The sequence below is a fragment of the Duganella sp. CY15W genome (genome assembly GCF_009857555.1).
In the GTDB taxonomy this organism is placed as follows: domain Bacteria; phylum Pseudomonadota; class Gammaproteobacteria; order Burkholderiales; family Burkholderiaceae_D; genus Rugamonas; species Rugamonas sacchari.
In genome coordinates, this window is sequence record NZ_WWCQ01000001.1 from 95,342 (window position 1) to 107,672 (window position 12,331).

The following is a 12,331-nucleotide window of genomic DNA, read 5'->3' on the forward strand; positions in this document are numbered from 1 at the left end:
CTTAGAACTTCACGTACAGGCGGCCGAAGTAGGACGCGCCGTTCAAGCCAAACTGCACCGACTCGTATTTGAAACCGTTATCGGTTTCATCCGGGTTCTGCGTGCTTGGGTGGACGTTGAAGATGTTATTGCCACCAAACGTGAACTTCATGTTCTTGTTGATGGTGTAGGTGAACGCCAGGTCCGCCGAGGTTTTGGACTCGTAGTGCTGGTTCGCGACACCAGCTGCGGTGCCGCTGTAGGTACCCAGAGTCTGTGGACCAAAGTGAATAATTTTCAGGTCGCTTTCCCAGGCGCCGTGCGTGTAGTCGAAGCCCAGCGTGGCCTTGGAACGTGGTGCACCCTGTTCGATGTACAGGCGTTCCTTCTCCGACAGCAGCACATCCTCATAACCTTTCAGCGACGCTGGCGCGTGAATGCCGGTCACTTCGGTCTTGCTGATGTTCATGGCCAGGAAGGTGGTCAACTTGTCGGCGCCAAACGTGGTTTTGTGCGACGCGGTCAGGTCCAGGCCCTTGGTCTTGGTGTCGACCGAGTTGACGAAGAACTGCGCCTGGCCGACGCCCAGCGTGGCCAGCTTGGCTGCCAGGTCCGGGTAGTTGCTGTCGTCAAAACGGCCCGACAGCACGATGCGGTCCTTGATCTTGATCTGGTACAGGTCGGCGGTGACGGACACGGCTTGCGTTGGCGTCCAGGTCGAGCCCAGCGTGAAGCTGGTGGACTTTTCTTCCTTCAGCTTGGGAATGCCGGCCAGGTTGGTGACCGGGCTGTTGTTTGGCGCCAGCACCACGTCGGTCGGCACGCCGCCGATGAAGTCGGTGAAGGTCGACGAGAAGTACATCTGCTGCAGCGACGGTGCACGGAAGCCGGTCGAGGCCGAGCCGCGCAGCAGCACGGTCGGGGCCACGCGCCAGCTGCCAGCCAGCTTGCCGGTGGTGGTCGAGCCGAAGTCGCTGTACTTTTCATGGCGGACCGCGCCCTGTGCCTTGACCGTGTCGCTCAGGTCGGCTTCCAGATCGAGGTAGACGGCCAGGCTATGGCGATTGGCGTTGACCTGGTCGCCAGGCTGGAAGCCCGGGAAGCCCTGGCTGCCAGCGGCGCCGCCAATCCCGACGCCATCGGCATCAATGTAGGAACCCGTTTCGCCAGCGTAGATCTTGTAGTTCTCGTGACGGTATTCGCCACCGAATGCCACGTTCAGGCCACCGCTGCCAAACACGCCATCGAAGTAGCGGTTGAAGTCGAGGTTGGTGGTCAGCTGTTCAAACGAGAAGCCGCCCGCGTTGAAGCTGCTCGGGCTGACGCCTTTGCCGCCGGCCAGCAGGTCCTTGTTGGCGATCGACGCATTCAGCGTGTTGCTGATGTCGTAGATCATCTTGTTGTAGCCGTAGGTCTGCGACAGGTCCATATTCCAGTCGCCGATCTGGTTGCGATGGCCGATGGTGCCGTAGCGGTCGTCGATCTTGGCGTTGATGAATGGCACGAAGCCGTTCGGGTACATGGCCGCCGAGTTGCGCGACGGGATATCGTCACTACCGATGCCGCCGCGCGCCCAGGCGCCCGACGAGGCATCGCGGCTTTGCGCGCCGGCCGTGAAGTACAGCTTGCCGGTGCCAGTGGTGGGCAGCTCGCCGTTCAGGTAGATGGTCTGGTTCTTGGTTTTGCTGTCGCCGATGGTGCGCGGGTTGTCGGCGTCGGCGCGGTTGGAGCGGCCACGGTCCAGGTACTCGCCGGTCACGCCGAGCACGCCGCCATTGCCGATCTCAAAACCGCAGTAGGCGGAAGCCATGTAGTTCTTGCCATCGCGCTTGCTGTATTCGCTGAATCCGGTCACGGCTTCGCAGCCTTTGGATTTTTTGAGGCCGATGTCCATGACACCGGCAATCGCGTCCGAACCGTACTGGGCGGCAGCGCCGTCACGCAGGATTTGCACGTCTTTAATCGCCATCATCGGGATGGCGTTCATGTCGGTACCGGTGTTGCCGCGATTACGCGCGCCAAACAGGTTGACCAGCGCGGTGGTGTGGCGGCGTTTGCCGTTGACCAGCACCAGGGTCTGGTCCGAACCCAGGCCGCGCAGCGCGGCCGAGTCCACCAGGTCGGCGCCATCGGAGCCGGTCTGACGCGTGGAGTTGAACGATGGCGAAATATAGGTCAGCGTCTGCGCCAGATCGAACTGGCCGCCGGTTTCGCCGGCTTTGCTGAGTGGAATGATATCCACGGGTACGACGGTGTCGGTGGCCGAGCTGGCGGCGCGGCGCGACCCCACGATGCTGACCGACTGCACGGCGCCGTCGGCGGTTTGGGCGTAGGTCTCTGGCGTCAGCGCCAGCGCACTGGCGCCATACAGACTGAACAAGACGGCTTTACGTAAGGTTGTTGTTTTGAGCACGAGTCGTCTCCCATGAAAAATTTGATTTTATGCAAATTATTCATATGGATAGCTGATTTTCTGGCAATTTTGCGCTCAAACATTATTTTCTGTTGTATGGGCGCGCCAGTACAACGTTTCACTTACGTAGCACTACGCAAGTTCCGTGCGGCCGCCGATTAAAATTGTTTCATTTCGGAATTCCGTGCGCAGTTTGCACGGCGTGCCCAGGTTGGCGCCCTGGTACAAGGTCACGCCCGTTTGCAGGTGCACCGTGAGCGCGCCGGCCGCCACACCGGTGGCGCCGTCTTCGCCCGCCGGGTCCAGATGGTTGATGTTGCGGCCTTCCAGCGCGCCGTCCGGACGACGGCACCAGACATAGCAGCCGCTGACCTGGTGTGCCTTGCCCCATGCCGCAACGCGCGGCAGATCTGGCGTGAGGGCGTGCAGCGTGGCGCTGTCGGCCACTTCCAGCAGCAGCTTGGGGCTGCCGACCGAGGCGATCACGGGGGGCGAGCGCAGGTCGATGCCCGGCACGGCCAGCAGCTGGCCTGGCAGTTCCGGTGCAATCGCTACCTGCGGTACCGCTTGCGGGCTGAGTTCGATGAACACGTCACCGTCCTGCCATAACAAAGTCAGTTCCTGGCCGCGCAGGGCAGTGCGGACGGTGAGGCGAGGCTGCCCAGACGACAGCAGCACCCGTGCCGCCGCCAGCGTGGCGTGCAGGCAGAGCGGGCTGCGCGTATGCGGATAAAAATAATCCAGCACCAGGCCGCCATCCACCTGGTCGATGAACACGCAGGCAGGCTGGTTGCGCTGCGCCGCAAACTGCTGGCGCTGCCCGGTGCTGGAACGGTCGTGTTGCACGACCAGCGCGGCGTTGCCGCTGCCTGGAGCGATGCCAAAGCACAGCAGTTCCTGTACTTGCGAATTTTGCATTCTGGTCCCTTGAATCTGCGTTTCATCGCATCCCTGCGGTTTGCGTGTCAGGCGCAGGCAAGAATGCGGTTTTCGTTAAGGATAGGCATTATGACAAAGCACGCCGCGTTTTGCTTGGCAGGGCTGATACTGGCCGCTCCCGTGCTGGCCGCCACGGCCACCACCCAGTTGATCGATGGCCGCAAGGTCGAGCTGGTGGCCATGAAAAATCCGGCGGCGCAGGCCACGGTCGTGTTTGAAAATGGTTCCCGCGCCACCGTGGATAAATGGGACAAGGTCATCGATGGCATCGCGCCGCAAGCGTCGGTGTTTGCCTACAACCGGCCGGGCTATGGCAAGAGCGCAGACACGGCAACACCACGCGACGGCCTGACCATCGTTGAAGAACTGCGCCGCAATCTCCTGCATGAAGGTCTGGCGCCGCCCTATATCCTGGTGGGGCATTCGCTGGGCGGGCTGTACATGCAGCTGTTCGCCAAGCGCCATCCAGAGGAAGTCGCTGGCATCGTGCTGGTCGATGCCCTGTATCCGCGCGTGATCAAGAAGCAGGAGGATTTTCCATTGCTGACGCGTGCGGGCGAATGGCTGTTCTTTTCCAGCATGGTGCGCAAAGAAATCAGCGGCATCTACGAAACCGGCGAGCAGGTGATGGCCCAGGGCGACATCGACAGCAAGCCGATGGTGCGCCTGGTCAACCAGCCCAAGGGAGCAACCGCGGTGCCCGTCGATTTTGGCGTCGTCAACAGCGACCCGCAAACCATTGCCTTCGTACGCGCCTTGTACCCCCACGCCAAAACCGTGGTGGTCGATTCCGACCACCAAATGCAGAGCGCCTCGCCAGAGGTGGTGGTGCAAGCCATTAAAGACGTAATGGAGGCTGGGCAACATCAATAGGTGGAGACGTGACGATGTTGTAGGGTTTTGTATAAAAACACAGTATTCACTATGAGCACGCCATCGCCCACCGTGGGACTGTCGGTCGACCATCATCCGCGAGTGACGTCGGCTGGAGCAAACATTGGCGATAGCAGGTCATCAGCAAGTTTTCTGCATCAGGTCCTTCACCGCTTTTGAAATATCCAACTAATTTAGTCAGGTTTTAACTAAAAAAGTTCAATAATGAGACTAATGTGCTAAAGTTGGGTCCGCTGATTAGTTTAATAATGGGACTAATTTCAAATCCCAAGCAGTTACTGATGGAGAATCCAATATGAAGGCAGCGTTTTTGACCGGCTACGGCGGTAATGAAGTTGTGACATTGGGCGAGGTGCCCGATCCGGTTGTCAAAGATGGCGAGGTGCTGATTCAGGTGCATGCGGCCGGCGTCAATCCGGTGGAATTGGCAATCCGTGCTGGTCACTATCGTCAACTCATGCCCCTGGCGTTCCCGCACGTGCCGGGCTTCGATGTCTCGGGCGTAGTGTTGCAAGCGCCGGTGGATTCGGATTTTCAAGTGGGTGACGAGGTGTTCGCGCGCCTGTCCAACCAGACCTCTGGCGCTTATGCCGAGCAGGTGGCGGTTGCGCAAAATCTTTTGGCGCGCAAGCCGTCAAACATCTCCCACATCGAGGCAGCCAGTTTGCCCACTGTCGCGCTGACCACCTGGCAAGCGTTTTTTGAGCGCGCGCACCTGAAGGCGCGTGAACGCCTACTGGTTCAAGCGGGTGCTGGTGGCGTGGGCACATTCGCAATTCAGCTTGCCAAACATGTGGGCGCACAGGTGACAGCGACCGCTGGCACTGCCAATCAAGCATTTCTCAAGGAATTGGGTGTGGACCGGGCGCTTGATTACACCCGTGAGCGTTTTGAAGATGTCGGCCCGTTTGATGTCGTCTACGACGGTGTCAGCGGCGATCTGACTGAGCGCTCGATCCTGAGCCTGGCGCCTGGCGGTCGTTATGTGGGCCTGGTCCGGATGTCCGATGCGCGGGCATTCATGTCTCTGGGTTTGCCTGAACCCGTTGCCAGGGCGGCGGCAGCCAATGTGGCCGGGTTCGAGGCGCTTGCTGCTTCCCGTAACGCTGAATTCCATGGGCCGCTGACCCGGCCAGATGGCGCGCAACTCGGCGAAATCGCCGCCTTGATACAAGACGGGATCGTGCAGCCCTTTGTCAGCCAGGTCTTCCCTTTGAGCCAGCTGGCCGCTGCCTATGCGGCGCTAGCGACAGGTCACACACGCGGCAAGATCGTTGTGGATGTGATTGCTCAAGACGTTTCCAAAGCTTAGTCCATTGAAAGGATCAATCATGATGTGGAATTCTTCCAAACTGTCGGCGCTGGCACTGGTGATGTTCATGACATCGCAGGAAGGCTCGGCACAAACTGCGGTTGCCAACGCCGCTCCGGCAAAACTTGGCTATGAGGTGCACGTTACGCAGGGCCTGGTCAGGGCTGGCGGCGCCAGGCTACCCTCCGGCGAACCGATAGTTTCTTCGCCCATCACATCGACGCTGATCTTCGGACGCGATGACGCCATCCTGGTCGATCCGCCGATGAGCATCGGGCAAACGCGGGAAGTGGTGGAATGGATTGCCCGGTCGGGGAAACATCTCAAATACATCTACACCACGCACGGTCACGGTGACCATTGGGCGGGTACCAGGCAGATTCTGGAGCGGTTCCCTGATGCCGTTGCGTATGCGACCCCAGAGACGATAGGGCATATGCATCAACAAAATGCGCCCGAACTGCGTCAGATGTTTGAACGCAATTTTCCGGGGCAAATCGGCGACACGCCGGTACTCGCGCGCCCGATCCCCGCCGGCGGTCTGGATTTGGAAGGCAACCTCGTCCTCGCGGTTGCGGTAGGGCACAGTGATACCGACGACACCACGGTTTTGTATGTGCCATCGCTGGGATTGGTGGCGGCCGGCGATGTGGTCTACAACGGCATCCATCCATTTTTGCTAGAAAGCGGCAACGGCGGCTTGGATGCCTGGCTCCACGCCTTGGATAAAGTGGACTCATTGCATCCGCAGATTGTCATTGCCGGTCACAAGAACCAGTTGCTGAAGGACGATCCCCATGCCATCGCCGATACGCGGAAATACCTGCAGGATGCCCGCCGTCTGCTGGCCGCCCGCCCGAAACCGCTGGACTACTATCAGCAGATGATCAGCCTGTATCCCGACCATCTCAACACCGGGCCGCTCTGGTATAGCGGCCTTGCCTTGTTGAGTGGAACAAATTTGCTGACCAACGGTAAGTAAGCACCATGATCGAACACACTTTAGAACTTGCCTCAGGGCAGAAACTATCTAACCGGCTCATCAAGGCCGCGATGACGGAGGGCCTGGCCGGGCCCAATGGCTGGCCAACCCCCGCGCACGCCCGCCTGTATCGGACCTGGTCTGAAGGCGGCGCTGCCGCGCTCATCACCGGAAATATCATGATTGACCGGCGCTATCTGGAGCGGGCCGGCAATGTGATTGTGGAGGACGACAGCGCCCTCCCTGCGCTGGCCGATTGGGCCGCTGCGGTGCATGCCGGCGGCAGCACGCTGTGGGGCCAGATCAGTCATCCAGGCCGGCAATGTCCGCGGCAAATTTGTGGCACGCCGTTGGCGCCGTCCGCGATTAAGCTGGACCTGGCGCGAAACTTTGGCGAGCCAAGGGCGGCAACTGCAGCTGATATTGCAGAAATCACTGAACGCTTTGTACGCACAGCATCCCTGTTGCAACAAGCAGGCTTCGATGGCGTGCAAATACATGCGGCGCATGGCTATTTGCTCTCACAATTCCTGTCGCAGCGCACCAACCTGCGGGACGACCAATGGGGAGGATCGCTGGCCAATCGCGCGCGCCTTTTGCTGGATGTGGTGAGAGCGGTGAGGGCGCGTGTTGGCGACAGGTTCACCATTTCCGTCAAGCTCAATTCCGCTGACTTTGTCCAGGGCGGATTTACCCTCGAAGAATGCCTGCAAGTGGTTGACTGGTTGAGCCTGGCCAAGGTGGATCTGCTGGAAATTTCGGGCGGAACTTATGAGAGCCTGGTCATGTTCAGCGCCATTCCGGAGGATCAAATCAGAACCAGTACCCGCCGACGGGAAGCCACATTCCTCGAGTATGCCGAAGCGATTAAGCAGGTCGCAATAATGCCGGTGATGGTGACGGGAGGATTTCGCACCAGCTCGGGAATGAAGCGTGCATTGCAGCAAGGCACCACCGACGCAATTGGAATTGCCCGCCCATTCTGCCTGGTTCCGGATCTGCCCAAGCGCCTGATGTCCCAGGCGCTTGAGGTGCTGCCTATTCCGGAAAGCGAACTTGTGCTGGGAAGCGGTTATTGGGGGCCTAATAGCCGTTCGGCTATCATGCGGACCATGAATAATCTGTGTCAGGCCAGCTGGTATTACCATCAAATCGAATGCCTCGCTGCGGGAACGGCTCCTGAGCCAGATTTCAGTCCGCGTCGCGCATTCATCAGGCATGTGGTTCAAGACTTTGCGCGGATACGGCGCCATCGGCGACACGCGATGCAGTTGTCCCGCTAACGTTGCGCGATGGGGAGGACTTCAGTTGGCGATGGTATCTATGTTACTGTTCTCACTTCCAATACAGAAGGATTGAACACATGCAACGCAAGGTGTGGGCAGAAGTTAACTGCCCGATGGCGCGCGCGGTTGACCTCATCGGCGAATGGGGCAGCCTCCTCATTCTCAGGGAGGCCTTTGCCGGCGTGCGCCGCTTTGATGATTTTCAAGAGCGGCTGCAGATGTCGCGCAATTTGCTGACTGCGCGCTTGAAGAAGCTGGTGGATGGCGGCGTATTGGTACGGCAACCGATCGCGGAAAATGCCAAACGCCTTGAGTACGTGCTCACCCCGATGGGAGAAGATCTCGCCACTGCGGTGGTGGCACTTCGCCAATGGGGTGACCGTTGGCTGTTTGCCCCCAATCCGCATCCCGTAGACATGATCGATGTGGCTGACGGGACAGTCATTCCAAAACTGGAAGTCAGATCCGCCTCTGGCCGCCTGATTGGGCCATCGGAAATCCGTCTGGAGCCTAATCGGAGAAAGACTTAACCACATCTACCTTGACTTTAGTTCAAACGGGAGGATCGCGCAGCTATACCCCGCGAGTCAGGCCACGCCGATTCCCGCGGGATCGATAGCCGGTTCGAGCGCAATGTTGGCCGGGCAACATCAATAGGCGGAGACGTGACGGTGGTGTAGAATGCTGTATAAAAACACAGTATTCAATATGAGCACGCCATCGCCCGCCGTGGGACTGCCGGAATATGCCGAGCTGTTCTGCCTTTCTAATTTTTCCTTCCTGCAGGGGGCTTCCCATGCGCAGGAGCTGGTGGCGCGCGCGGTGCAGCTGGATTATGCGGCGCTGGCAATAACGGATGAGTGCTCGCTGGCTGGTGTGGTACGGGCGCATGCGGAGGCGAAGGCGGCCAAGTTCCCGCTCATCATCGGCAGCTATTTCCAGCTGACGCATCCGGATGGCACACCGGCGCTGTCGTTTGTAGCGCTGGCGCAGAACCGTGAAGGCTACGGCAATCTGTGCGAGCTGATTACGATAGGACGCAACCGGGTGGCCAAGGGCAGCTATCTGCTCACGCCGGCCGATCTGGCGTCGCCGCCGGCGGAGTTCGCGCACCTGCAGGGCCTGCCGGATTGCTTGCTGATACTGCTGCCGCAATATCCGTCGCACACGGCCAGGGATGTGGACCGGCTGCACGTCCAGGCGGCATGGATGGAGGCGACGTTTCCGGGCCGGGTGTGGATGGGCTTGAATCTGCTGCAGCGCGCGTTTGATGAGGCGCACCGGCTCAGCATTGCGGAGGTGGCGTCGCAGCATCAGATGGCGGTGGCGGCGGTGGGCCATGTGTGCATGCACGTGCGCTCGCGCAAGCCCTTGCAGGATACGATGACGGCCATCAGTCTCGGCAAGGCAGTCGGCGATTGCGGCTACGCGCTGGCGCAGAGCGCCGAGCAGCACTTGCGCTCGCGGATGCGGCTGGCGAACATCTATCCGCGCGCCGCGCTGGCGGAAACCGTACGCATTGCCGGGCAGTGCAAATTCAATCTGGACGAGCTCAAGTACGAATATCCGAAAGAGTTGATCCCGCCCGGCCATACGCCCGCCAGTTACTTGCGGCAGGAAGTGGAGAAGGGTGTCCTGGTTCGCTGGTCTGCCGGCGCATCGGAGAAAGTGCGCAAGCAAATTGAAACAGAGCTGGCGCTGATTGCCGACCTCGAATATGAAGCCTATTTTTTGACCGTGTATGACATCGTCAAGTTCGCGCGTAGCAAGGATATTCTGTGCCAGGGCCGCGGCTCGGCGGCCAACTCGGTGGTGTGCTATTGCCTCGGTGTCACCGAGGTTGATCCCGAACGCAGCAAGATGCTGACAGGCCGTTTTATCTCCAAGGAACGCAACGAACCGCCGGACATCGACGTTGACTTCGAACACCAGCGGCGCGAGGAGGTGATTCAATACATCTACGAGAAATATGGCCGCGACCGTGCTGCGCTGGCGGCGGTGGTCATCAGCTATCGTCCCAAGAGCGCGCTGCGCGACAGCGGCAAGGCGGTCGGCGTGGATCTGGCGATTGTGGAGAAGGTTTGCAAGTCGCAGCGCTGGTTCGATAGCCGCCATGACCTGCTGGGCCGGATGGCGGAATGCGGGCTTGATCCGGCATCGCAAATCGCCCAGCAGTGGGCGGCGCTGGCGTTTGCGCTGCTGGGCGTGCCACGCCATTTGTCGCAGCATCCAGGCGGCTTTGTGATCTCGCACGGCAAGCTGACGCGGCTGGTGCCGATCGAGGCGGCCACCATGGAAAACCGCTACGTCATCCAGTGGGACAAGGACGATCTCGAAGAGCTCGGCCTGATGAAGGTGGACGTGCTGGCCCTGGGCATGCTGTCTGCACTGCGGCGCGCGCTGGACTTGCTGAGCGAGCAGCGCGGTGCACGTTTCCGCATGCAGGATATTCCCTCCGAGGATGCCGAGACTTACGGCATGATCTGCGAGGCTGACACCATCGGCGTATTCCAGATCGAGTCGCGTGCGCAGATGAGCATGCTGCCGCGCCTGCGGCCCAAGACCTTCTACGATCTGGTGATCGAGGTGGCCATCGTGCGGCCCGGGCCGATCGAGGGCGGCATGGTCCATCCCTACCTGAAGCGCCGCATGGGCAAGGAGCCGGTCAACTTTCCGCCGCGCCTGGAGGAAGCGCTGGGCCGCACGCTGGGCGTGCCCATCTTCCAGGAACAGGTGATGCAGATTGCCCAGATTGCCGCCGGCTTTACGGAAGGCGAATCCGATCAGCTGCGCCGCGCCATGGCTGCGTGGAAGCGCAAGGGCGGCGTCGACAAATACGAGCAGCGCATCAAGGATGGCATGCGCGAACGCGGCTACGACGATGATTTCGCTGACGCGATTTGCCGGCAGATTCAGGGCTTTGGCGAATACGGTTTTCCCGAGTCGCATTCGGCCAGCTTTGCACTGCTGAGCTATGCCAGTTCCTGGATCAAATGCCATGAGCCGGCAGCGTTCCTGTGCGCGCTGCTGAACAGCCAGCCGATGGGCTTTTACAGTCCCTCGCAACTGGTGCAGGATGCCAGGCGGCACGGCGTGGTGGTGCGCGAAATTGATGTCACCATCAGCGGCTGGGATTCGTCATTGGAGGAACCCACCGGCAAACGTGGCCAGCCAGCGGTGCGCCTGGGCTTGTCGCTGTTGAGCGGGATGAACGCCAAGGCTGCAGAGCGGATTGAACAGGCGCGGGCACAGCAGCCGTTTGCCAGCGTGGCCGATCTGGCGCGGCGCGCGGACCTGGACCGCCATGCCTTGCATGCGCTGGCGGGGGGCGATGCGCTGAGCCAGTTGGCCGGCCATCGCCGCACGGCACTGTGGCAAGCGGTGGGCGCGGTGCCGGACAAGGATTTGCTGCGGCCGACCATGCCTGACGAGGAAACGCCCGCCTTGCAAGCGCCGAGCGAAGGCGAGGATATTCTGGGCGACTACCGCTCGCACGGGCTCAGCCTGCGCCGCCATCCGGTCGCGCTGCTGCGCGCCACCTTGCTCAAGCACCGCTTCATGCCGGCGGAAATTCTCAACACCTACACCAACAATATGGTGGCGCGCGCGTGCGGCATGGTGACGGTGCGGCAGCGGCCGGGTACCGCCAAGGGCGTGATTTTCATGACACTGGAAGATGAAACCGGCAACGTCAACGTCATCATCTGGCCGGCGTTGCTGGAGCAGCAGCGGCGCGAGGTGCTGAGTGCGCCGCTGCTCGGGGTGTATGGGGTGTGGCAGCAGGAGGGCATGGTGCGCCACCTGGTTGCCAAGCGGCTGGTCGACATGTCCCATTTGCTGGGACGGCTGCCGACCGTCAGCCGGGATTTCTGTTAGCGCGGTCTGCGGCGCAAATGTACCGCCACCATCGATTCGTGCCCGTCAGTCCAACCGCTGAGCATGACGGGCATGCCTTCCTTTAGACGCTCAGGACGGCGCAGAAAGTTACGGTACAACCAGTGAGTTGCCAGACCGGCGATGCCGACCAGCACGAGGATGGCGGCAAACATTATCGTGCTCCGAGGTCGCTGCGGACGCCGCCGCTGGTGCCGTAGTAGCTATGCACCTGGCTGGCCCAGGTCTGGTTGGCCATGTCCGGCCAGTGGTCCTTGTCGAAGCCCGGGGCGGCCTCGATGCGTTCCTTGTCGAGATTCAGCGTGAAGCGTTTGTTGACGGTGTCCAGCGTCAACGCTTCCCACGGCACGGCAAACAGCTTTTCACCGATGGTCAGCACGCCGCCCGATGCCATCACGGCGTAGGCGATTTTCCCGGTGTGCATGTCCAGCATGATCTCTTTGATCTCGCCCAGGTGCTCGTTTTTGAGGTTGTGGACGTGGTCGCCAATCAGGGTATCGGCGCCCATCAGCTCGGGGCCGGGGCCTTTGTGGCCGTTGTCCACGTACATGCCATATTGATCACGATCTTCGTAGCTCATCACGGATCTCCTTTGATTAATGAGTTGTCATTTTGTTCTTTTATGCAAGCCG

10 protein-coding genes are annotated in these 12,331 nt (G+C 60.4%); 6 read left to right on the forward strand and 4 right to left on the reverse strand.

The features are described from left to right. Window position 1 precedes the first annotated feature (1 nt). Both GTP58_RS00460 and GTP58_RS00465 read right to left on the reverse strand, forming a co-directional pair. A complete protein-coding gene (locus GTP58_RS00460) occupies window positions 2-2,392 on the reverse strand; it encodes a TonB-dependent receptor (protein WP_161075840.1) in 2,391 nt (796 codons plus the stop codon). A gap of 132 nt (window positions 2,393-2,524) precedes the next feature. Next, window positions 2,525-3,310: a PhzF family phenazine biosynthesis protein gene (locus tag GTP58_RS00465; RefSeq protein ID WP_161075841.1), complete on the reverse strand. Its 786-nt coding sequence runs from the start codon at window positions 3,308-3,310 to the stop codon at window positions 2,525-2,527. A gap of 90 nt (window positions 3,311-3,400) precedes the next feature. Between GTP58_RS00465 and GTP58_RS00470 the strand changes: the two genes are divergently transcribed. The 6 genes from GTP58_RS00470 (at window position 3,401) to GTP58_RS00495 (ending at window position 11,681) form a co-directional block, all read left to right on the forward strand. Further along, window positions 3,401-4,204, forward strand: a complete 804-nt coding sequence (locus tag GTP58_RS00470; RefSeq protein WP_229215387.1) for an alpha/beta fold hydrolase — start codon at window positions 3,401-3,403, stop codon at window positions 4,202-4,204. A gap of 316 nt (window positions 4,205-4,520) precedes the next feature. Beyond that, entirely contained in the window at window positions 4,521-5,537 is a 1,017-nt protein-coding gene (locus GTP58_RS00475; RefSeq protein ID WP_161075843.1) for an NADP-dependent oxidoreductase, read from the forward strand. A gap of 19 nt (window positions 5,538-5,556) precedes the next feature. Continuing rightward, on the forward strand, window positions 5,557-6,519 hold the full coding sequence (locus GTP58_RS00480) for an MBL fold metallo-hydrolase (RefSeq protein WP_202413445.1): 963 nt from the start codon (window positions 5,557-5,559) through the stop codon (window positions 6,517-6,519). A 5-nt stretch (window positions 6,520-6,524) separates the two neighbouring features. Next, window positions 6,525-7,802 (forward strand): NADH:flavin oxidoreductase/NADH oxidase family protein, encoded by a 1,278-nt coding sequence (locus tag GTP58_RS00485; RefSeq protein ID WP_161075844.1) that lies wholly within the window; start codon window positions 6,525-6,527, stop codon window positions 7,800-7,802. A gap of 80 nt (window positions 7,803-7,882) precedes the next feature. Continuing rightward, entirely contained in the window at window positions 7,883-8,335 is a 453-nt protein-coding gene (locus GTP58_RS00490; RefSeq protein WP_161075845.1) for a helix-turn-helix domain-containing protein, read from the forward strand. 178 nt (window positions 8,336-8,513) lie between these two features. Then, entirely contained in the window at window positions 8,514-11,681 is a 3,168-nt protein-coding gene (locus GTP58_RS00495) for an error-prone DNA polymerase (RefSeq protein WP_161075846.1), read from the forward strand. Here the strand turns inward: GTP58_RS00495 and GTP58_RS00500 are convergent. Both GTP58_RS00500 and GTP58_RS00505 read right to left on the reverse strand, forming a co-directional pair. Beyond that, window positions 11,678-11,854, reverse strand: a complete 177-nt coding sequence (locus GTP58_RS00500) for a hypothetical protein (protein WP_161075847.1) — start codon at window positions 11,852-11,854, stop codon at window positions 11,678-11,680. The two genes, GTP58_RS00495 and GTP58_RS00500, sit on opposite strands and share 4 nt — an antisense overlap. Next, entirely contained in the window at window positions 11,854-12,279 is a 426-nt protein-coding gene (locus GTP58_RS00505; protein WP_072781230.1) for a PRC-barrel domain-containing protein, read from the reverse strand. Before GTP58_RS00505 ends, GTP58_RS00500 begins: the two co-directional genes overlap by 1 nt. Between the last annotated feature and the right edge of the window lie 52 nt (window positions 12,280-12,331).